Genomic DNA, 22,258 nt, shown 5'->3' on the forward strand with positions numbered 1-22,258 from the left:
GCATGACCACAAGCCCGGCACATCGCCAGGACACCACTAGCAACCCTGACGGGTTATCAGCATGAACGCGATCAGCGGACAGATAGACCAGGAAGAGCGCCGACTCGTTGCGATCAATAGGTGGTTTCTGCGTTACGACGACGTGGAGCAAAGACGTGATTGCCCCAGCACCCATCATGAAGAACTGCTGCGTCAAGCCGACGAAATGGACCGCCTTGGATTGGTGGACTGGCGCGAATGGCGAGACCTGCGCAAGCTCGCAGACAGGGCCTTTCTCAAAGCAATTGCCGGTGCTGATTACTAGAGTGCAGCCATGCGCACCGGCTGCACCGACAGGAGACATGACTAGGGGGAGAAGATGTCTCGGCTGCCAATAATCGGGGTGACGGCCTGTAGTTATAAGGTCGGCCCGCATGCAGTGCAATTGAATGACGACAAGAATGCCCGGGCAGTAGCCACTGCTGCCAATGGATTACCGTTGATTCTGCCAATGTTTCCAGAGTTGCTGAACATTGCAGACATAATCGATGGACTGGATGGGCTGTTCTTCACCGGCTCACCGTCCAATATCGAGCCTCACCATTACGATGGCCCCCCGAGCCCGCCTGGTACTAAAAAAGATGCTGCTCGTGATCACCTCACGCTACCGCTTTGGCGTGCGGCAATAAAAGAAGGGCTGCCAGTGCTAGGTGTGTGTCGGGGTTTTCAGGAGATGAATGTGGCGTTCGGCGGCACGCTCGTTCAGCAGCTCCATCAACCTGGGGTAGAGCATGAGCCCCCAAGCAACGAACCTATTGAAGACCAGTACGCGCCCGCTCACAGGCTCACGGTACGATCAGGTGGGGTGTTACACGGGTTGGGGTTTCCCGAGGTGATCGAAGTCAACTCGGTATATGGGCAAGGTATAGAACGGGTCGGTGAAGGTTTGCGTATTGAGGCTGTGGCAATGGATGGCCTCGTCGAAGCGTTGTCGGTGGAAGACAGTCGCTCATTCGCCCTTGGGGTGCAGTGGCATCCGGAGTGGCAGGTGATGTTCTATCCGCAATATCGCGCGATTTTCGAGGCGTTTGGAGCCGCTTGCCGAGCTCGAGCCGCGCAACGGCTCAGGTAGTCTCCATCTGATCGGTCTTTAATCTGGACGGGCATTTTGCAATTCCAGCAACGCTGGGAGGAGATCCTCTACTGGGGGCTTCAGCATCTGCCTCTGACCCCCCCACTGTCATCAGACTGCAGCACTCGGCCGACTGGGGGAGGGTTAGCGCGCCAGCGCAACCCATGCCGCGGCAATCAAGCGTTATCCGCCCGTCGGAGGGGGACGCGGATATGCAAAACCATTGATGAGTGCGTTCGTCAGAACAGTTGTAGAGTTCGTTCGACTCTCCACATCAGGTCTTCGGCCCGCCTCGATGCGGGCCTTTTTTTCGGCTTCAGAAGGCCACAGCCTGGCGGCTCGCGGCACGTCACCCAACGGGCGGCATCGAAGCCGATCAATGCCCGCCCTGGCTTGGGTAGAACTCCTGGCCCCGCTAGTGATACTTACGCATGGCCTCAATGGCTTGTTTGGTGAGCGGTTCTGTCACCTCTCTGCACGAGTACATCACCAGACGTTCTTGGCAACGGCCCAGAAGAGCAGGAAGCGCATGCGCGGTGACATTGTCCTCTAGAGGCTGTCAGGATCCCCGAAGAACATCTGTATCCGCGACCGCAACCACCGCTCCGCCGGGTCGTTGTCCTGCGCCCCACGCCAAGCCATGTGCAGTTCGAAGGTACGCACATCCAATGGCAGGTCTTCGGCGCGCAGGCCGCCGGCGGCGGTGAGGGTTTCTGCTGCATAGTCCGGTACCGTGGCGATGATGTCGGTGCCGGCGAGCAGGGTACCGAGGCCGTTGAACTGCGGCACGGCCAGCACCACATGACGCTTGCGACCGATTTCCTCGAGGGTTTCGTCGATGAAGCCGGAGAGGTCGCCGGCGAACGAGACCAGTGCATGCGGACGGGCGCAGAAGTCGTCGAGGGTGATGTTGCCCGGTACGCTGTCGGCGCGCAGCAGTTTCGGCTTGCTGCGCCGCAGCACCTTGCGCTTGGCGTTGGCCGGGAGGTCGGCGGTATAGCTCACACCCACCGAGATCTCCCCAGAGGCGAGCAGCGTCGGCATCAGCAAATAGTTGACTCGCCGTACCACCAGGACGATGCCTGGCGCTTCGGCGCGGATGCGCTTGAGCAACTGCGGCAGCAAGGCGAACTCGGCGTCGTCTGATAGACCGATGCGAAAGACCGAGGTGCTGGTGGCTGGGTCGAAGTCAGCGGCGCGGCTGACGGCGGTGGAGATCGAATCCAGGGCCGGTGAGAGCAGGGCGAAGATCTCGTGGGCGCGAGCCGAGGGCTCCATGCTGCGCCCGGTACGGACGAACAGTGGATCGTCGAACAGGTTGCGCAGACGTGACAGTGCCGCACTGATCGCCGGTTGGCCGAGAAATAATTTTTCGGCTGCACGGGTTACGCTGCGCTCATGCATGAGCGTCTCGAACACGATCAGCAGGTTGAGGTCTACGCGGCGCAGGTCGTTACGATTCATCGGTGCGTTTCGCCTTGCTCAGGTGGGTCGGGGTGAATATTAAGGCCAAAGGCTGTTACCCTGCACGGGTTTACGGGTGCCAATGCAGCGATTTGCCCGTAGCCCAATCAATGACAGGCATGTCGACTATTAACGGCCACTGATGGTCTAACGTGCAAAGCCCGGATAAAGTCCGTGGTAATACGAGGTTCACAAAGGCGAGGTATGCGATGTCCCGCATGATCCGTTTCCACAAGTTCGGCCCGGCCGATGTGCTCCGTTGCGAGGAGCAGGCCGAGCCGTCTCCCGCAGCGGGCGAGGTGCAAGTGCGCGTCGAGGCCATCGGCCTGAGCTGGTATGACGTGCTCTGGCGCCAGAACCTGGCACCGTCGCAGGCGCGCCTGCCGGCAGGGATCGGTCACGAAATGGCCGGGGTGGTCACGCAGGTCGGGGAGGGTGTCGACGATATCGTCGTGGGCGACCGTGTTGCCAGTTTCCCGGCGACCAGCCCCAATGAGCATCCGGTCTATGGGGATGTGATCGTGCTCCCCCGCACGGCCATTACCCGCTATCCCGAGCACCTCACCCCGGTCGAGGCCAGTGTGCATTACACACCGCTGCTGATCGCCTACTTCGCCTACGTCGACCTGGCGCGGGCCAAGGCTGGGCAGACGGCGCTGGTTACCGATGCCAGCCATTGCGCAGGGCCCGCCTTCGTGCAGTTGGGCAAGGCCTTGGGCCTGAAGGTGTTCGCCGCCACCAAGGAGCCGGAGCAGCGTGAATACCTGCTGGGTCTGGGGGCTGACAAGGTGATCGTCACCGAGGAGCAGGACCTGCTGATGCAGATCGGCAAATACACCGATGGCCGCGGCGTGGACATGGTCCTGGACGGCATGGGTGGGCCGCAGATGTCGCTGCTCGGCGATGTGCTTGCGCCGCGTGGCAGCCTGGTGCTGTACGGCCTGCAGGGTGGTAACCAGACGCCATTCCCGGCTTGTGCGGCATTCCAGAAGAACATCCAGTTCTACGTGCACTGCATTGGCAACTTCACCGGCAAGCCGGAGCTGGGTATTGCCCAGGACCAGGTCGCGCTGCAGCGGGCGTTGCGAGACATCAATCAGTTCACCGCCGACAAGCTGCTGACGCCACAGATCATCAAGGTCTACCCGTTCGAGCAGGTTGTCGAGGCCCATCGCCTGATGGATGAATGCCCATGTGGTGGGCGGATTGTGCTGGACATGGGATCTGCGTGATTCCAGCGCGTCGAGTTGCATGAAAAACCGGGCTTAGGCCCGGTTTTTTTCTGATATTTCCTACAAAAAATTAATAACTATCCGACGTAATAACACTGCCGCGGCAACGACGGTTAATTGCCACTGCGGCCATGATTCCACGCTTGGGTTTTTCTTTATTGTCTGTAGATCAATGCTGCTCTACTGAATGGTTTTTTTACCAGGATCTGTATCTTTTATTCAGTCGACAACCCTCGATAATGGCGCTGTGATACTTGGCGCGGCTCGGCGGAATCAAGTACGTGGCCACTGCTGTTGAGGCACAGGGCGCATGCAGGGGCATGGTAAATGCCTTTGCTTCCAATGAATGCCGGCCTGTTGTTGCTTAGAAATTTCCTAATGGTTTGTGGGAAAGTTCTTTGAAGTGAATCGCTACTTGTTTCTTATGTCGGTTAATGCCGGCTTTCTTTGTGCTCAAGGAATGGAGTGGGCTATATGAGTAATATCCATGAGCAGGCCATGCACTACATATATCAGCAGGTACTGGATCGTCTGCTGGAGCATATGTCCCAGGCGCAACGGGCCTGCGTGCAATTGCTGATCCAGCGTCTGCTGGTGGCGGCAGGTGGCGTGGAGTACATCGGGGACTTTCGCGTGCTGGTCATACACGGGCATGACCGATGTAACACACGCCTGCTGGCATTTTTACGTGCTGCGCAACTGAGCATCGCGCTGCGAGCGCCCGATACCTTTCGCCTGCAAGTAGTGGTCGCGTGCCAGCCCGCACCGGGGGCAGCAGTGCTTCGCGGCCTGGAGAGCACCTTCAATGCACTGTTCCTGCAGGATGACCCCCGTGTGGAGTTACTGCTGGCTGGCGGCCAACAACTGCAGCCTTTCAGCCGCCACGCCGCGACAGTTGCCGGCACACCGCTGGGGCGCGAGGCGCTGCTGACGTTCGGTCATCTTGCTGCCGGACGCCCGGAATCCTTGCTAGGCAGCCGTTTGTACCTTGAACTGGCCGAGACGCTGCGCTGCGTCCTGTCCCAAGGGACGCTCCCCAGCGCGCTGGTCACGGCGATCCCGGTGCGGCAGCGGCGTCGGTACCTGGCGTGGAGTCGCACGCTCATGCGCCTGACCGGCGAGCGCGGAAGCCATGCCATACACCAGTGCGCCGCGGTGTTGTGCGAAACGCTGGGGCGCCTGCGAACGCTGGTCGCCAGGCCGAGGGAGCATGCCGAGGCAAGAGTTCCGTCATGCCAGTGCGAGGCAACCTTGCGAGTGATCGCGGTCGATGACCTGATCAATGACAGTCGAGCGGACGACACGTTGTTTCACATGCTGGGTATCGAGTTGCCTGTGTCGGCTTGTGAAGAGCCGCTGGCCGCGTTTTTCGACCCGATGTACCTGACACACCTGCAGCGGCTGCGTGATCAATGCCAGTTGGGCAAGTGCGACGCCGTCCGCTCGGGGGAGGGCCGGCATCTTTTTCAGGAGGCCTTTGCGATCGACGACAACCAGTTGACCTGTCTGTTGTGGGCCCCGTTCGCCGAGCAAGGCCGTGGATTGCCGGTATTCCTGCAGCATTGTCACCCGGCCATGCGTGTCGCACTGCCTTATCTGCACCGCGCGCTTCAGGGGCAACCCTGCCCGGAATCCGTGGTCCATTGGCTGATTGGCACCAGCGGGCTGAGCCTGGCACAGCTGCGGGTCATTTATTCGGGTGAGCTGCCGCAGACGGCATCTCGCCTGATGGCAAAGCTGACACGGCGCGATGTGCGGTTGCGATTGCTGGGGCGCCCCTCGCCCCGGGCCGAGATGGCGCAGGCCGCCAGTTGATGGGCCGTTCCGTGCGGCGCGAGTTCGCCTATCAAACGGTCTATCGCTACCTCGAAACGCTGATCAGCCATGCCTGCGAAGGAGGGGACCCGCGCTTGCCATCGCTGCGTGACCTGGCCCGGCGCCTGCGGGTTTCCCTGGCCACGGTGCAGTATGCCTACAGCCTCTTGGAGCGCGAGGGACGGGTACATTCGGTGCCCAAGTCCGGATATTTTGCACTGGTGCCGGTCGATGGACGTGCCAGTGCGCCGAGGGCAATTGCCAGATCTGGCCAGTGCGCACCGTTCATTCTCCCGCCATTGCCATGTGGGGCGCTCGAGCCGCTGTTGCTGGCGCATGAGCGGCGTCTGGCGCGTCAATCCGCGACGACGCAGTCCGGCAACGCGCTGTTACGCAGTGCGCTGGCGGCCCGCCATACCCGTTCTTCCAGGCAGTTCTGGCGGGCTGAGGACGTGCATCTGGCGACGGATGTCCAGGCGCTGCTGCAGACATTGCTGCTTGCGTTGGACTTGCAGGGCGGCACGGTGCTGGTGGCGACGCCCTGTTGCTGGCAGCAGTTGCAGGTCTTGCAACAGCTGGGAATGCGGGTTATCGAGTGGCCGTTGGATAACCAGGGGGGGCTGGACCTGGGTACCTTGGCGCAGTTGTTCAAGCGCGAAACCGTGCGCCTGCTGCTCATGCCGTCGTGTCTGGCGACACCTCCCGGACGCCTGATGTCGCTTGAGGAACAGCGTGAAGTGGCGCGTCTGCTCGCGGGATATCCGACATGGCTGCTGGAAAATGACCTGGATAGCGAGCAGTGTTTTGCCGCGCCACCAGCGACACGCCTGCGCGACTGGGTCGATCCGCACTGGCTGCTGGTCATGGGTTCGCTGGAAGGAATGATCGGTGCCGAAGCGCCCTATGCCTATGTGCTGAGTCGGCATCCAGCAGTGTGTGAGGCTTTCGTGCGCCGCAGCTTTTTGTTGCCCCCTCGGCGCCAACAGGCTGTGGCCTGTCTGCTGACCCGAGGCGATGTGGACAGCCATCTGCAGCAAATGCGCGACCGGCTGGAGTTGCGCATGGCGATTTTATGCCATGCCGTCGAACAGCATCTGGGCAGCCTGTTGGCGTTCAGTGTGCCTGAAGGCGGACGCGTGCTCTGGTGTCGCCTGGACTTGGCAGTGGATGTGCGTCAGTTGTTGGAGGCCTCGAGTACCCCGGCGCTGCTGGCGGCGCCTGGAAATCTGTTCAGTTTGCAAGAGAGTTACGATCGCCACCTGCTGCTGGCCTGGCAGGGGGACGATGCAGGCGAGCTGGAGGATGCACTCGGGGAACTCGGGCAGCGGTTGCAGTGCTTGCGTGCCAACGCAAAGGACAGGTCGGACTGACCGTCGATCCGGCGCGCTTGCCAGGCGGCTATATCTGTATGTATAACCAGTGCTCATGCCAGCCTGCGACGCCATGCCGTGATTGCCCATTCCGTCGAAGATCCGCTCTATTACCTGCATAACTTCCGCCAGGTACTGAGGTGGGTCGAACACCGATACGCCGATATCCTTGACTCGCACGAGCAAGACTTTCTCCGAGTCTTCAGCGGGCTAGCCCAGCCGACGCAGGCACTGCTGGTGCGCATGGTCATGCGCAAAGGCGAGCTGTTTCGCGGCGACCGGCTCGAGTATGCCGAGATCGGCGACACGGACGCGGCCTTGCAGCCTTTGCTCACCCTGGGATGGGTCTGCCCGAGGCCGGTACTGGGTCTGGAACAGCTGTTCGCCTTGTTGCGCCGGGACGAACTGCTTACCTGTTTTGCCGATCACCTGGCCCATCCTCGCGCGACCAAGACCCAGTTGCTGGCCACGCTGCGGCCATTGGATCTGCCGGGCAGGCCTCTTTCTGCCTGGTTCGCGCAGGCGCCGGTGCAGATCCTGCAATGGCGCCTGCAACCCCTGTGCGACCGCCTGCGCCTGTTGTTCTTTGGCAATCTTTATCAGGATTGGTCGGAGTTCGTACTGGCCGACCTGGGCGTGCTGCGCTACGAGCAGGTGAACTTCAGTGCGGATTCACGCGCCTTGCGCCAGCGCGATGAGGTCGATCTGGCGATGGCCTTGCATGCTTGCGCCGAGCGTCTGGAGCAGGGAGAGGCGCCGAGTACGTTGCTGCAGGCACTGGAGCGGGTCGACAGCACCAACCCCTGGCTGGCCCGGCGTCGTGCACGTCTGCTGTTTGCAATTGGCCAGCGCTGCGAGCGGCTTGGGCAGTGGGACCTGGCCTTGAGCGTCTACGATGGGCTCGACCACCCCGAGGCGCGCATTCGTCAGGTGCGCGTGCTTGAGCGCAGCGAGCAGTGGCAGAGGGCGCAGGCACTGGCGTCGCACATGGCCCAGACCGTGGCCAATCCTCTTGAGAGCCAGGCGTTGGCGCGCATGCTGCCGCGCCTTGCACGCAAGCTCGGAGGGCCGCCCCGACGCCGCCCGTCGCCTGCCGCGCAAACGCTCATCGAACTGGAGTTGCCCGTGGAAATGGCCGAACGGGGTGTGGAGGAGGCGGTGCGCTTACACTTGGCGCACGCTGACGGCGAGGTCCACTATGTCGAGAATACCTTGTTCAACAGCCTGTTCGGCCTCCTGTGCTGGGAGGCGATTTTCGCGCCACTGCCCGGCGCTTTCTTTCACCCTTATCAGGCGGCGCCGCAGGATTTGCACGACAGTGATTTCCTGACGCGCCGCGCCGCGCTGTTCGAAACCTGTCTGGGGCGGCTCGACGATGGCAGCTACCGACAGGCGATACGCGAATGTTTTGCCACCAAGCACGGCCTGCAGTCACCGTTCGTGTTCTGGCAGGTACTGAACGAGGTGCTGCTCGAGCAGGCCTTGGCCTGCATTCCTGCCGAGCATCTGAAGCGGTGTTTCCAGCGCCTGCTGCAGGATATTCGCAACAACCGCGCAGGCATGCCCGACCTCGTCCAGTTCTGGCCGGGGCAAGGGCGCTACCGCATGATCGAGGTCAAGGGGCCGGGTGATCGCCTGCAGGATAACCAGTTGCGCTGGCTGGACTTCTGCCGTGAGCACGGCATGCCGGTCGCGGTATGTCATGTGCGGTGGTGCGAGGTTGCGCCGTGAGTCTGAGTGTGGCGGTGCGCGCGCTGTGTGAGTTTGCTGCCAAGGTCGGCGACCTGGACTTGCGCTTTACGCCGTCGCCCACCGCCCAGCAGGGCATCGATGGCCATCGGCGGGTCGTTGCCCGGCGCGGGGCTGGCTACGAGGCGGAGGTGTCGCTGGAGGGCGAGTACCAGGGATTGCGGGTGCGGGGGCGAGCCGATGGCTATGATCCGCTGCGCAATCGTGTGGAAGAGATCAAGACTCACCGTGGCAGTCTCGACCGTCAGCCGGACAACCATCGGCAATTGCACTGGGCGCAGGCCCGGGTCTACGCCTGGCTATTGTGCCAGTCGCGTGGGCTGGAGCGGATCGAGGTCACGCTGGTTTACCTGGATGTCGACAGCGACCGGCAGACCTTGTTCAGCGAACCGCATAATGCCGCACAGTTGCAGCAGTTCTTCGAGGCCTTGTGCCAGCGCTTTCTTGGCTGGGCACAGGCCCAGGCCGCACGGCTGCGCCTGCGGGACAACGACCTGCAGGGGCTGGCGTTCCCTTACCCACAGTTTCGCCAGGGCCAGCGCCAACTGGCAGAAACCCTGTACAAGGCGGTGGCCACCGGTCGCTGCCTGATGGCCCAGGCCAGCACCGGTATTGGCAAAACGCTCGGCACCCTGTTCCCGCTGCTCAAGGCCATGGCCCCGCAGCAACTGGACAAGCTGTTCTTCCTTACCGCCAAGACACCAGGCCGGGCGTTGGCGCTCGATGCACTGCGTCAGATCACCGACACCACCGCACAGCCTAGCCTGCGAGCGCTGGAGTTGATCGCCCGGGACAAAGCCTGCGAATACCCGGGCAGTGCCTGTCATGGCGAGTCCTGCCCGCTGGCCAAGGGGTTCTACGATCGGCTGCCAGCGGCTCGCGAAGCGGCCTCTCAGGTGGTGTTGCTCGACCGGGCCGGGTTGCGCGAGGTCGCGCTGGCACACCAGGTCTGCCCGTACTACCTGGGGCAGGAGATGGCGCGCTGGGTCGATCTGGTGGTCGCTGACTACAACTATTACTTCGACGCCCATGCGCTGCTGTTCGGCCTGGCCCAGCTCAACCAGTGGCGAGTCGCCGTGTTGGTGGACGAGGCGCATAACCTGGTGGAACGCGGCCGCGCCATGTACAGCGCCAGCCTCGACCAGGGGCAACTGCTGGCCTTGCGCAAGACCAAGCCGGCGGGCTTGAACGGTGCACTGGATCGTCTCAATCGCCAGTGGAATGCGCTGTACAAGGCTCAGGTGGCACCGTACCAGGCGAGTGAGCAACTGCCCGAGGCGTTCCTGCGGGCGTTGCAACAGTGCATCGGCCTGATTCAGGAGGGCATGGAGCAGGCGCCTGCGCACATCGAGCCGCAGGTTCTGCAGTTCTACTTCCAGGCTCTGCAGTTCAGCCGTATGGCCGAGCTGTTCGATGAGCATTTCCTGTTCGATATCAGCCTGCGCAACGGCCCGCGCAGCCGTCGTCTGGCGACGCTGACGCTGCGTAATGTGGTGCCCGCGCGCCTGCTCGGCCCACGCATGGCTGCGGCGCGCAGTGTCACGCTGTTTTCGGCGACGCTGGGGCCACGACGGTTCTACGCCGACTTGCTGGGCATGCCGGCAGATACCGCCTGGCTGGATGTGGCCGCGCCATTTCGTGCCGAGCAGCTGCAGGTGCGTATCGTCAGTGAGATCTCGACCCGTTTTCAGCAGCGCAATGCGTCCCTCGCGCCGATCGTCGGGCTGATCGGCGAGCAGTACCAGCGTCAGCCGGGCAACTACCTGGCGTTCTTCAGCAGCTTCGAATACCTGGAGCAGGTGATGGCCCTGTTTGCCGAACGCTATCCTGAAGTGCCGTACTGGCGGCAGGCGCCGGGCATGGACGAGGCCGCACGCGAGGGATTCCTGGCGCGTTTCGTGGCGGATGGGCGAGGGATAGGCTTCGCCGTGCTGGGTGGGGCCTTCGCTGAAGGGGTGGACCTGCCAGGCACCCGGCTGATTGGTGCTTTTGTCGCCACCCTGGGGTTGCCTCAGGTCAATCCGGTCAACGAACAGTTCAAGCAACGTCTGGCCCGGCAGTTTGGCAGCGGGTTCGACTACGCGTACCTGTACCCTGGCGTGCGCAAGGTGATCCAGGCTGCCGGTCGGGTCATTCGCGGCGACCAGGACCGTGGCGTGCTGTTCCTGATCGATGAGCGTTTCAAGGAGCCGCGGGTGCAACAGATGTTTCCCATCTGGTGGCAGACCGCTATCAACTGACCCAGCCCCATCGCGCGCCGTTGCAACTCCCAGTACACTGCGCGTTCCAACATCTACATCCGTTGAACTCGAGGTTTTGCATGACGCTCAGTCCTTTGGCAGGCAAGCCGGCTCCGGCCAGCGTGCTGGTCGATATTCCCCGCCTGTTGACCGCCTACTACACCGGTCGCCCGGACGCTACGGTCGCGTCGCAGCGCGTGGCCTTCGGCACTTCCGGACATCGAGGCACCTCGTTCGAGTTGAGCTTCAACGAGCATCATGTGCTGGCGATCACCCAGGCGATTTGCCTGTACCGCCAGGAGAAGGGCATCGATGGCCCACTGTTCATCGGGGCTGACACCCATGCCTTGTCGGCGCCGGCCACGGCCAGCGCGCTGGAGGTCCTGGCGGCCAATGGCGTGCAGGTGCGGTTGTCCAAGGACGACGAGTACACCCCGACCCCGGCGGTGTCCCATGCGATTCTGTGCTACAACCGCGGGCGTCAACAGGGCCTGGCCGACGGGATCGTCATCACCCCCTCGCACAACCCGCCCCAGAGCGGTGGTTTCAAATACAATCCGCCCAATGGTGGCCCGGCCGACAGCGATGTGACCAAGTGGGTCGAAGCCAAGGCCAACGAACTGCTGGCCGCAGGCCTTGAGGGTGTCAAGCGCATTGACTACGCCCAGGCTCTGCAGGCTGCCACCACGCAGCGTCACGACTATGTGAACAGCTACGTGGCAGACCTGGAAAACGTCATCGATTTCGAGGTCATCCGCAATGCCAACCTGCGCCTGGGTGTAGATCCGCTGGGTGGCGCGGGCGTGCGCTATTGGTCGGCGATTGCCGAGCGATACCAGTTGAACCTTGAAGTGGTCAACACCGAGGTCGACCCGACCTTCCGGTTCATGACCGTCGACTGGGACGGGCAGATTCGCATGGACCCTTCGTCGCCACACGCCATGCAGGGCCTGATCGGCCTGCGCGAGCGTTTCGACGTGGCATTTGCCTGCGACCCGGACCATGACCGCCACGGTATCGTCACCAGTGACGGCCTGCTGCAGCCGAACAACTACCTCGCCGTGGCCATCGATTATCTGTTCCGCCATCGCCCGCAGTGGCGCAACGACGCCGCTGTCGGCAAGACCGTGGTCAGCAGCGGCATGATCGACCGGGTTACCGAGCGGCTAGGGCGCAAGCTCCATGAAGTGCCGGTGGGCTTCAAGTTCTTCGCCCAGGGCTTGTTCGAGGGCTCGCTCGGTTTTGGTGGGGAGGAGAGTGCCGGTGCTTCGTTCCTGCGTCTGGACGGGAGCGTCTGGGCGACCGACAAGGATGGCCTGATTCCCGCCTTGCTGGCGGCCGAGATGACTGCACGCACAGGACGTAATCCGAGCCAGGCCTACGCCGATCTCACCGAAGCCCTGGGCAAGCCCTACGCCACCCGCGTCGAGGCCAAGGCCGATGCGCGGCAGAAATCGCTGCTGAGCAAGCTGGCGCCTGAGCAGGTGAAGTCCACCGAGCTTGCCGGCGAGCCGATCCAGCAGATCCTCAGCCACGCACCGGGCAACGGCCAGGCCATAGGCGGCCTGAAGGTGATGACCGCCAATGGCTGGTTTGCCGCGCGTCCTTCGGGTACCGAGGACATCTACAAGATCTACGCCGAAAGCTTCATTGACGAGGCGCATCTGCAGCGCCTGGTGCAAGAGGCCCAGGCACTGGTGGATGCGGCCATCAGCTGATTGCCTACGCGCATGCCGAACCGTGCTTTTCGCGGGCCAGCCCGCGAAAAGCACGGTTCGGTCATCTGCCTCAGGCCACGTCCACCAGCACGATCTCGCTGTCCTCGAGCGCCGTGACGCGCAGCACTTCTTCACCCTCCACGGCAACCCCGTCCCGGGCTTTGGCGCGCACGCCATTGGCCTCGACCACGCCTTTGGCCGGAACCAGATAGCCACGTCGTCCGGCATCGAAGCGGTACTCGGCGCTCTCGCCGGCGCGCAGGGTCGCGGCCACCAGCCGGGCGTCGGCGCGGATGCGCAAGGCATCCTGATCCTCGACACGGCCACTGGCCAGGGTCACGAAGCCTTCGCCGCGGTCACCTTTGGGGAAGGGCCGAGTGCCCCAGGACGGCGCCTCTCCGACCTTGTCCGGCACGATCCAGATCTGGAAGATGCGGGTGCCGACCTTCTCCAGGTTGTACTCGCTGTGCACGATGCCCGTGCCCGCACTCATCACTTGCACGTCACCGACTTCGGTGCGGCCTTTGTTACCCAGATTGTCCTGGTGGCTGATTGCACCTTCGCGCACGTAGGTGATGATCTCCATGTCCCGGTGCGGATGCGGCGGGAAGCCACTGCCGGCGGCGATCAGGTCGTCGTTCCACACGCGCAGGTTGCCCCAGTGCATACGTTCTGTGTCGTAGTACTCGGCAAAGGAAAAGTGATGATGGGCGTCCAGCCAGCCGTGGTTGGCATGGCCGAGGCTTTCGAAGGGGCGCAGTTGCAGCATGATCAGGGTCCTCGGTAGATGGGAATGGACTCATGATGCCTCTTTTAAGTATCGAAAATAAGCGTAAATATCGGCTTGTTTTTATCTGATAAATAGATGTTTTTCGTTATGGTACTTTCTGCGTTTCATCGCCTAATCCCATGATCTGCAAGCATTAGCTGGCACTTTTCAGCAGTTCGGTGGAACATGCTCCACTGATTCGATTAGCAATGGAGTGACCGTGTCTCTCGAGCAGCCCCCGGCGCCACCGGACCTGACCCCGCCCGCGCAATTACCCTGGTTGCGCCGCCTGGCCGCACGCCTGCTTGGGCGAGGATTGAGCCGTTTGCAGGCGCAGCACCGCGACTCATGGTTCCTCGGCCACGCCACCGGCCAACGCAGCGGGCACGCCGATGGCCTGCGTGACGGCTACGAACGTGGCCGTGCCGAAGGGTACGAGGCCGGGCGGCAGGTCCTGGTGATCCGCGACAGCCGCCCTGACAGCGCTGCAGTGCCAGGCCAGGATGACAAGCTGTTCGACGACTGGCGCCTGCCGCTGACAGCAGAGCTGAAGAAACGCTTCAAGGCCGATGTCGTCCAGCGCCTGCCTGCCGACGCCCAGCCCAGCGCCGCGCAATGGAAGCTGATCTTCAGCGACACGCCATCTACCTGCGTGGTGGCGGGTGCCGGTGCTGGCAAGTCCACTTCGCTGGTGCTGCGTATCCTGCTGCTGCGCCACTACCTGGGCTTCGAGCTGGACGCCATGACCGTGGTCACCTTCACGCGTGAGTCGCGCAAGGACTTCATCAAGCGGCTGGTGCAGGTCTTCGCCATCTGGCAGATCGACCTGCCGCCGGCCCGTGCTCGTGACCTGGTTCGCACCTTCCATTCGCGCATCCTGCCGCTGGTGCGCAGCCTGCCGGGGTTCTCCCAACTGCGCGCATTCGAGACACTGGGCAACGACCTACCGGCTGGCAGCGAAGCCGAGAGCGAAGGTAATCCTTTCGACCTGCGCCTGAACGATGCCCAGCGCCACCAGCTCAATCTGTGTTATAGCAACCTGCTGCGTGACAGCCCACGCTTTGTCGAACTGGTCGCGACGATGCGCCGCGAGGCCCTGCAGCTCAAGCCCCTCGATCCGGATCATCCCGATGTGCAGAAGCGCGTGCAGGTGACTCAACTGGCTGCCCAGCGCGACGAAGAACTGTGCGACGTGATCGAAGACCTGTGGTTCGCTGCGGGCGCCTGGCCGATCAAGGGCATCGAGCCCTGTCGGGAAACCGTGCAGATCCGTGGCCAGCGTTTCCATGTGCACGGGCGTCTCGAAGGGCTCGATGCCTGGGTGGTGCTGGGCTTCGATCCGTCGGAAAGCGCCCAGTACCAGCGTGCCAACGCCAAGCTGTCGGTGCGTGCCGAGTGGGCTGTAAAGCGCACGTTGTTTCAAGCTTTCTGTGATAAGCCATTGATTTGGCTTGATAACTATACTTCGGCAAAACGTCTCGCCGCGTCGCTGGCGGGTGATGCGGTGGCGGGGCCCGGGTTCGAGTTCAAGGTCAAGGGCGAACTGGCTCCTGCGCCGTTGCTCGATGCCTTCGTCGGTGCGGCGAGCTTCATCGAGAACCTGGGGCTCGAGGTGGGGAGCGCCGTGGCTCGCATGAGCTTTGCGCCAGGCGACAGCGATGCGCCGTTTTTCGAAGCCCTGGCCCTGTACTGGAAGGCATTGGAAGCTCACCTGCTTGGGCAGTCGCCGCCAGTGATGACCTATAACCGCATGTTCGCCCTGTTCGGCGAGAACAACCCCGAGAACCTGCAACTGTTGCCAGACCCGCTGCTACGCCCGCTGGCGCACTTGATGATCGATGAGTTCCAGGATGTCTCGCCACAGATCGTCAGTTGGCTGCGCGCTACATTGGGCGAGATCCGCAGGCGTGGCCCTGGCATGCATACCGGGCGCAACGCCGGGCATTCGTCGTTGATGTGCGTGGGTGATGACTGGCAGTCGATCTATGGCTGGCGCGGCAGTTCTCCGAAGTACTTCATGGAGTTTGGCAAGACCTTCCCATCACCGGCCAATACCCGGGTGATGCTGGTCGAGAACTACCGGAGCCAGCAACACATCATCGATGCGGCCGAACACCTTGTGCGCGGTACAACGGCGATCAACGGCAAGAAAGCCAGGGCCTGCGGTGGTGCCGCCGCGCTGCCACTGTCGCCAGTCAAGGTGTTCGAGCGCGACGAAGCGGCTCTCGGGCAGACCCTGATCGAGCATTACCTACGGGGCGAAACGGTGATGATGTTGTTTCGAAAAAGCAGCGATAAGTTATTGATTTCAAACCATATAGAAACGGTTGTCAGGGTTGATTCGAGCTTGCCACCTGAGCAGCGTCGCCTGCGTCAGCTCACCTATCACAGCGCCAAGGGCCTGCAGGCCGATGCCGTGTTCATGCTTGGTGATTGTCAGTACCTGACCAGTTCACCGTACAAGAACCAGGTGTATCGCATGGCTGGGTTAGGGCGTACCGGGGATGCACAGCCGTTCGACAGCGCGCAGAAAGACGAAGCGCAGCGCCTGGCCTACGTCGGGGTGACGCGGGCGATCAGGCACTGCTATTGGCATGTGGACGCTGTCAGCGGCGAGGCGGCGGCGCTGCATCGTGCGTCCAGCCAGGTACAGGGCCGGCAAGCCTTCTTCGAGGACTTGCGCGGCCAGTGAGGGTGGACAGTGTCAGGGGGTTTCGACCTCACGGGTCAGGCTGTCGAACAGGCCGCGCTCGACGCTGGCCTGCTCTTCGCGCAGCGCGTTGTATGCCGCCTCGTGTGCGACAGAAACCGCTGATGCCCTTCCGCTCCGAAAGGCTGGCTTGCAGGGCGCGCGCGCCTGTAGATGGTTAGCACCTGATCGTGAATTGTCCTGTCTGCGAGGGATCGGTTATGGTGCTGCGATGCCCTTTCGAAGCGACGACCAGGAGCTGCCCCCATGCGTCCCTTTGCTATTCGTCATATCGATCATCTGGTGCTGCGAGTGCGTGATCTTCAGCGCAGTGTCGCCTTTTACCGTGACGTGCTTGGCTGCCGGGTGAGCAAGGAGCGGCCGGACCTGGGCATGATCCATCTGGCCACCGGTACCGCGATGATCGATCTGGTGAGCCTGGACGGTGAGTTGGGACGCCCGGGCGGTGCTGCGGCAGGCGAGAGCGGGCGTAACCTGCATCACTTCTGCCTGCGCATCGAACCGTTCGACGAGCAGGCGTTGACCCGCTACCTGCAAGCCGCCGGGGTTACGGTCGATGCCGCCGAAGTGCGATACGGCGCCGAGGGCGAGGGCCTGTCGCTTTACTGTTATGACCCCGATGGCAACCAGGTCGAGCTGAAAGGGCCTGTTGGCGAGCAGGCTACCCGTCCCTAGCGTCATCAAGGGCGCAGTGGATATCCGCGTAATCCCGATTATGCTTCAACGTACCTTGCTGCGATTCTGGGCAGCCCGCCCTGTCGTGCTTCGCGCAACCGTAGTCCTGCTTAGACCCGGGGCCAGGGTGCGATGCTGTTTTTCTGAGGTACTCCGGCCTGACAAGAACAAGACGGAGGCAACCCATGGCGGCAATCGACAGCACATCGACGGGCAGTGCGCCCCAACGCGGCATCAGTCGGGAGGAGCGCAAGGTCATCTTCGCCTCGTCCCTGGGCACCGTGTTCGAGTGGTACGACTTTTACCTTTACGGCTCGCTGGCGGCGATCATCGCCAAGCACTTCTTCGCCGGCGTCAACGAAACCACCTCGTTCATCTTCGCCTTGCTGGCGTTTGCCGCAGGCTTTGCCGTGCGGCCGTTCGGGGCCATCGTGTTCGGCCGACTCGGCGACATGATCGGGCGCAAGCACACCTTCCTCATCACCATCATCATCATGGGCCTGTCCACTGCCGTGGTCGGGATATTGCCCAGCTATGCCAGCATCGGCGTGGCGGCGCCGATCATTCTCATCTCCCTGCGGCTGCTGCAAGGCCTGGCGCTGGGCGGCGAGTACGGTGGCGCAGCGACCTACGTGGCCGAGCACGCACCGCCTGGCAAGCGTGGCTTTTTCACGTCGTGGATCCAGACCACCGCCACCTTGGGCCTGTTCCTGTCGCTGCTGGTGATCCTGACCTGCCGCACGGTGATGGGTACCGAAGCGTTCGAAGCCTGGGGCTGGCGGATTCCGTTCCTGATCTCGATCCTGCTGCTGGTGATTTCGGTGTACATCCGCATGCAGCTCAACGAGTCGCCGGTGTTCCTGAAGATGAAGGCCGAGGGCAAGGCGTCCAAGGCGCCGCTGACCGAATCCTTCGCGCGTTGGGATAACCTCAAGGTGGTGATCATGTCGCTGCTCGGCGGCACTGCCGGCCAGGCCGTGGTGTGGTACACCGGGCAGTTCTACGCGCTGTTCTTCCTGTTGCAGACCCTGAAGATCGACCCCCAGACCGCCAACTTGCTGATCGCAGGTTCGCTGTTGATCGGCACGCCGTTCTTCATCCTGTTCGGCAGCCTGTCCGATCGCATCGGGCGTAAGAAGATCATCATGGCGGGCTGCATCATTGCCGCGCTCACCTATTTCCCGATCTTCAAGGGCCTGACCGAGTACGGCAACCCGGACGTGTTCGTCGCTCAGGAGCAGAATCCCGTCGTGGTGGTGGCCGACCCGGCGCAGTGCTCGTTCCAGTTCGATCCCGTGGGCAAGGCCAAATTCACCAGTTCCTGCGATATCGCCAAGAGCCTGCTGGCCAAGCGGGCCATTCCCTATGACAACGAACGTGCACAGCCCGGCAGTGTGGCGCAGGTGCGTATCGGTGAACGGGTCATTGCAAGCTTCGAAGGCACAGGGTTGGCGGCGGCCGAGCTCAAGGCCCAGGGCGATGCGTTCACCGCGACCCTGACCGGCGCGCTGAAGGAGGCCGGCTATCCCGAAAAGGCTGACCCGGCGAAGATCCATTACCCGATGGTGTTGCTGCTGCTGACCCTTCTGGTGATCTACGTGACCATGGTCTACGGCCCCATCGCTGCCTGGTTGGTGGAGCTGTTCCCGGCGCGTATCCGCTACACCTCGATGTCGCTGCCTTACCACATCGGTAACGGCTGGTTCGGCGGTTTCCTGCCGACGGTGGCCTTTGCCATGGTGGCGGCCACGGGGGATATCTACTACGGGTTGTGGTACCCGATCGTCATCGCGGTGATGACCGCGGTGCTGGGTATCTTCTTCCTGCCTGAGACCAAGGACCGGGATATCAACCACGCCTGAAGAAACGGCCACTCCTGCAGGTTTTGCAGGAGTGGCCTTGTTTCGCGAGCACTGGCCGCTAGGCTGCAAGCCAGTCGCGAATCTGCTCCAGCGTGGCAGTCGCGCCACCGCAGACGATCATCAGCACGTTGCTGTACTGCGCCAGGCGCTCGGGTGCGTAGGCCAGGGCCAGCGCTGCGCCGCAGGCAGGTTCTACCAGTATTCGGTGATCGTGCAGGAAGCGCTCGCAGGCCTGGAGCGCCGCATGGTCGGTTACTCGCTCGCTGTGCAGTGGGTGGTTTTGTGCGCAGGCCAGCGCCTGGTCCGCCACACGCTTGGCGCCCAGCGAGGTGGCCACCGAAGTGATGGCCGGCAGTTCCACCGGATGGCCCGCAGCGATGGCGGCGTGCAGTGATGCGGCACCGTCGGTTTCCACCGCCAGCACAGGCACGTCGTGCCAGCCATTGCGCTTGAGCCCCTCGACCACGCCGCTGAGCAGTCCGCCGCCCCCTACCGACAACACCACTGCATCGGGTTTGAGTCCGGCCTGGGCGACTTCGTCGATCATGCTGGCATGTCCGGTCCACAGCAGCGGGTCGTCGAACGGGTGGATGAATGCATCACCCGCGCCCAGCAAGCCTTGCGCATGCTGGTTGGCTTCTTGCCACGAGCTGCCTTTGACCACGACCTGGGCGTCTTCGAGTTTCAGCAGTTCGATGGCGCGCGTGCTGGTGGTTTCCGGCACCACCACGGTTACCGGCACGCCGAGCCTGCGCCCGGCATAGGCCACGGCGAGGCCGGCGTTGCCTCCGGAAGACGACACGAAGTGCCGGGCGCCACGCGCATGGTGCACTTCGCAGGCATGGCCTACGCCGCGCAGCTTGAACGAGCCAGAGGGCTGCAGGGCCTCGAGCTTGAGCCACAGGGTACAGGCCGGCGGCCAGTGACAGCGGGCGGGATTCGATCAAAGGGGTCTGGATATGCAAGGTCATGGCGGGCTCCGCATTCAGCGTTCGCGGGCAGCCGGCGTGGCGTCGCCGCGCAGCTGCTCCAGGTAGTTGTAGATGGTGTAGCGGGTCACGCCCAGAGCGTCGGCAGCCTTCTCCACGCCACCTTTGACGATGAACAGGCCGCGCTCCTGCATCACTCGTACGGCCTCGACCTTGGCTTGCTTGTTCATCCGCCCTCGGCCTGAGCGCTGCAGCGAGTCCTGGATGATTTCGCTCATCAGCAGCGTCATGTCGGCCGCCTCACGGGGCGGGTGTGTGTCCGGGAGGGCACCGAGTGGCTGAAAGTGCTGGAGAAAGGTCATGGCGGCATCGAGCCCGGTGATGTCGGTGTTCACGCACAGGCTGGCGAACGGGTGGCCACCGCTGTCGCGAAAGATTGCCGTGGCGCTGCGCAGCGTGCGCCCCTTGAGGGTTGTGGGGTAGTCCGGCAGCACCACCGGCTCGCAGCCGTCCTGAGTACGGCCGGCGTGCATCAGTGCCTTGAAGCCTTGGTCCTGTTCCGGTGCGGCCAGGATCGGGCTGCCCACTCGACGGCCCGAAAGATGGCCGTTGACGATGGCGATCACCGAGTGCTCGGGATTGTCGAGGTCGTGCAGGAGGATTTCCAGGTTGCGCGGCGCAACGCTGCCCAAGGCCTGGAGCGCAGCCTTGAGGACGGTGAGGGTGAGATGGCGTTCTTGCTGAAGGGGGAGTGCGGGCATGGGAAATCGCCAGATTCTTAATTGTGTTGAATTTTACACAAATAGTTGAATCTGGCGAGTGTGGATTGCGCTCGAACGTTAGCTCAGTGGTGGCGTGCGCGGTGGAATCACCCGGCGCGAGCCGGTGGCTTCGAAACCTGCGGCAAAGCGCAGCAGGTTACTGTCGTCATAGGCCCGGCCAGCGAAGGTCAGGCCCACTGGCATACCGATGTCGGCCATCACGCCCATCGGCACGGTCACTGTCGGCACACCCAGATGACGGATTGCCAGGTTGCCATTGGCGACCCAGATCCCGTTGCTCCAGGCGATGTCTGCCGAGACTGGGTTGATATCGGCATCAGCCGGGCCGACATCGGCGACGGTGGGGAACAGCACGGCGTCCAGCTTGTGCTCGTCCATCCAGTCTTCCAGGTCCATCTTGCGCGTTTGCTCCAGGCCGCGCAGGCCGTCCGGGACGGTAGCGATCTGGTCCCAGGACTTGAGGCCACGCTTGGCCATGTTGACGTATTCGTCCATGCCGGCCGCCAGGTCGTCTTCGCGGTTGGGCAGGGTGCCCGGATCGTGCGGGAAGATCTTCGGCCCGTCGACGTCAGCCAGGCGGTTCAGCTTGGGGTCGTTGTTGGCGCGCAGGAAATCGTCGAAGGCCCAGCCGGACAGTTCCCACAGCTCGTCATGCAGGAATTCCTTGCTGACGATACCGCGGTTGTACACGGTCGGCGCACCCGGACGATCACCCTCGCAGTTGGAGACCAACGGGAAGTCGGTTTCGACCACTTCGGCGCCTGCCGCCTCCAGCGCTTTGCGGGCCTGCTCCCAGAGGTCGATGACGCTGGCGCGGGTGTTGATGCGCTGGCCAGTCGGGCCACCAATGCCGGGTTTTTCCGACGTGCCGGCCTCGGCGTCGGCATTGATGTACATGCGCGGTACGGCAAAGCGCTTGCCTTTGAGCGCGCCGGCGCCGACGGCCAGGTCGAGGTAACTGGCGGGGCGCACGCTCGAGGCTGCCGGGATTGGCACCCAGGGTTGCATGCGCCACAGGTCGCCACGGGTGTCGGCGTCGTCGGCCACCACCACGTCGAGAATTTCCAGCAGATCGGCCATGGTCCGTGCGTAAGGCACGACCACATCCATGGTTGGCGTGAGCGGCCAGTTGCCGCGCACCGAGATCACCCCACGCGATGGGGTGTAGGCGCACAGGCCGTTGTTCGACGCCGGCCCGCGACCGCTCGACCAGGTTTCCTCGGCCAGGCCGAAGGCGCTGTAGCTGGCCGCCGTGGCGGTACCGGCGCCGTTGGAGGAGCCAGAGGCGAAGGGGGCGGTGAGGTAGGCCGCGTTGTACGGGCTTTCGGCGCGGCCGTAGACGCCGCGCTGCATGCCGCCGTTGGCCATGGGCGGCATGTTGGTCTTGCCCAGGCAGATCGCCCCTGCAGCGCGCAGGCGCTCGACGGTGAACGCGTCGCGCTGGGCGACCAGATGCTCGAACGCCGGGCTGCCGGAGGCGGCGGTCAGGCCCTTGACCAGGTAGCTGTCCTTGGCGGTGTAGGGGATGCCGTCCAGCGGGCCAAGCGTGGTGCCGGCGGCGCGACGGGCGTCGGAGGCCTCGGCCTCCCTGAGCGCTTCGGGGTTGCGCACCACGACGGCGTTCAGCGCGGTGGCGGTGTCGGCTCCATCGTAGGCGTCGATACGGGCCAGGTAGGCCTTGACCAGTTCGACCGCCGTCGTGCGGCCGGACTCGAGCGCGTTGCGCAGCTCGGCAATGGAAACCTCGGTTACCTCGATCATGCTGTCACCAAAATGTACAGGTGGATTTTATGCAGGCGAGTGTACAAGAAGCCCTGCGCGGGCGCAGGTTT

Annotated in this window: 15 protein-coding genes and 1 pseudogene; 11 read left to right on the forward strand and 5 right to left on the reverse strand. The window is 63.0% G+C overall.

Going from position 1 to position 22,258, the window contains the following annotated elements; all coding sequences use genetic code 11:
- Positions 1–61: 61 nt before the first annotated feature.
- Entirely contained in the window at positions 62–304 is a 243-nt protein-coding gene (locus tag ACMGGG_RS09795) for a hypothetical protein (protein WP_414155371.1), read from the forward strand.
- Between the two features lie 54 nt (positions 305–358).
- Positions 359–1,111, forward strand: a complete 753-nt coding sequence (locus tag ACMGGG_RS09800; RefSeq protein ID WP_414155372.1) for a gamma-glutamyl-gamma-aminobutyrate hydrolase family protein — start codon at positions 359–361, stop codon at positions 1,109–1,111.
- A 549-nt stretch (positions 1,112–1,660) separates the two neighbouring features.
- On the opposite strand, the gene ACMGGG_RS09805 is transcribed toward ACMGGG_RS09800, so the two are convergent.
- Positions 1,661–2,575 (reverse strand): LysR family transcriptional regulator, encoded by a 915-nt coding sequence (locus ACMGGG_RS09805; protein ID WP_054893748.1) that lies wholly within the window; start codon positions 2,573–2,575, stop codon positions 1,661–1,663.
- Positions 2,576–2,784: 209 nt separating this feature from the next.
- On the opposite strand from ACMGGG_RS09805, the gene ACMGGG_RS09810 reads away from it, so the two are divergent.
- From ACMGGG_RS09810 to pgm, 6 genes are all read left to right on the forward strand, one after another.
- Positions 2,785–3,807: a zinc-dependent alcohol dehydrogenase family protein gene (locus ACMGGG_RS09810; RefSeq protein WP_063544696.1), complete on the forward strand. Its 1,023-nt coding sequence runs from the start codon at positions 2,785–2,787 to the stop codon at positions 3,805–3,807.
- A 474-nt stretch (positions 3,808–4,281) separates the two neighbouring features.
- Positions 4,282–5,622 carry a hypothetical protein gene (locus ACMGGG_RS09815; RefSeq protein WP_414155373.1) on the forward strand — a complete coding sequence of 447 codons (1,341 nt, stop codon included), beginning with the start codon at positions 4,282–4,284 and terminating at the stop codon, positions 5,620–5,622.
- Positions 5,622–6,992 carry an aminotransferase class I/II-fold pyridoxal phosphate-dependent enzyme gene (locus ACMGGG_RS09820; RefSeq protein ID WP_414155374.1) on the forward strand — a complete coding sequence of 457 codons (1,371 nt, stop codon included), beginning with the start codon at positions 5,622–5,624 and terminating at the stop codon, positions 6,990–6,992. Before ACMGGG_RS09815 ends, ACMGGG_RS09820 begins: the two co-directional genes overlap by 1 nt.
- A gap of 78 nt (positions 6,993–7,070) precedes the next feature.
- Positions 7,071–8,723, forward strand: coding sequence for a VRR-NUC domain-containing protein (locus ACMGGG_RS09825; RefSeq protein ID WP_414155375.1), 1,653 nt, complete (start codon positions 7,071–7,073; stop codon positions 8,721–8,723).
- The gene (locus ACMGGG_RS09830; RefSeq protein ID WP_414155376.1) at positions 8,720–10,981 is read left to right on the forward strand and encodes an ATP-dependent DNA helicase; all 2,262 of its coding nucleotides are present in this window, start codon (positions 8,720–8,722) and stop codon (positions 10,979–10,981) included. Before ACMGGG_RS09825 ends, ACMGGG_RS09830 begins: the two co-directional genes overlap by 4 nt.
- Before the next feature lie 80 nt (positions 10,982–11,061).
- Positions 11,062–12,699 (forward strand): phosphoglucomutase (alpha-D-glucose-1,6-bisphosphate-dependent), encoded by a 1,638-nt coding sequence (gene pgm, locus ACMGGG_RS09835; RefSeq protein ID WP_414155377.1) that lies wholly within the window; start codon positions 11,062–11,064, stop codon positions 12,697–12,699.
- A 70-nt stretch (positions 12,700–12,769) separates the two neighbouring features.
- On the opposite strand, the gene ACMGGG_RS09840 is transcribed toward pgm, so the two are convergent.
- On the reverse strand, positions 12,770–13,468 hold the full coding sequence (locus tag ACMGGG_RS09840; RefSeq protein ID WP_414155378.1) for a pirin family protein: 699 nt from the start codon (positions 13,466–13,468) through the stop codon (positions 12,770–12,772).
- A 220-nt stretch (positions 13,469–13,688) separates the two neighbouring features.
- Here ACMGGG_RS09840 and ACMGGG_RS09845 point away from each other — a divergent pair, with 220 nt between their 5' ends.
- The 3 genes from ACMGGG_RS09845 (at position 13,689) to ACMGGG_RS09855 (ending at position 18,715) form a co-directional block, all read left to right on the forward strand.
- Positions 13,689–16,160, forward strand: coding sequence for a UvrD-helicase domain-containing protein (locus ACMGGG_RS09845; protein ID WP_414155379.1), 2,472 nt, complete (start codon positions 13,689–13,691; stop codon positions 16,158–16,160).
- A 264-nt stretch (positions 16,161–16,424) separates the two neighbouring features.
- Positions 16,425–16,853, forward strand: coding sequence for a VOC family protein (locus tag ACMGGG_RS09850; protein ID WP_414155380.1), 429 nt, complete (start codon positions 16,425–16,427; stop codon positions 16,851–16,853).
- 185 nt (positions 16,854–17,038) lie between these two features.
- Entirely contained in the window at positions 17,039–18,715 is a 1,677-nt protein-coding gene (locus ACMGGG_RS09855; RefSeq protein ID WP_414155381.1) for an MFS transporter, read from the forward strand.
- Positions 18,716–18,773: 58 nt separating this feature from the next.
- Here ACMGGG_RS09855 and ACMGGG_RS09860 read toward each other — a convergent pair.
- The 3 genes and pseudogenes from ACMGGG_RS09860 to ACMGGG_RS09870 all read right to left on the reverse strand — a co-directional run bounded on the left by ACMGGG_RS09860 (position 18,774) and on the right by ACMGGG_RS09870 (position 22,187).
- Positions 18,774–19,686 (reverse strand): annotated as a pseudogene (locus ACMGGG_RS09860) (pyridoxal-phosphate dependent enzyme).
- A 14-nt stretch (positions 19,687–19,700) separates the two neighbouring features.
- Positions 19,701–20,405 (reverse strand): transcriptional regulator, encoded by a 705-nt coding sequence (locus ACMGGG_RS09865; protein ID WP_063544716.1) that lies wholly within the window; start codon positions 20,403–20,405, stop codon positions 19,701–19,703.
- 78 nt (positions 20,406–20,483) lie between these two features.
- Positions 20,484–22,187: an amidase gene (locus ACMGGG_RS09870; RefSeq protein WP_112898130.1), complete on the reverse strand. Its 1,704-nt coding sequence runs from the start codon at positions 22,185–22,187 to the stop codon at positions 20,484–20,486.
- Positions 22,188–22,258: the final 71 nt, after the last annotated feature.

The organism is Pseudomonas sp. BNK-44-b (genome assembly GCF_047456245.1).
Lineage (GTDB): Bacteria > Pseudomonadota > Gammaproteobacteria > Pseudomonadales > Pseudomonadaceae > Aquipseudomonas > Aquipseudomonas machongensis.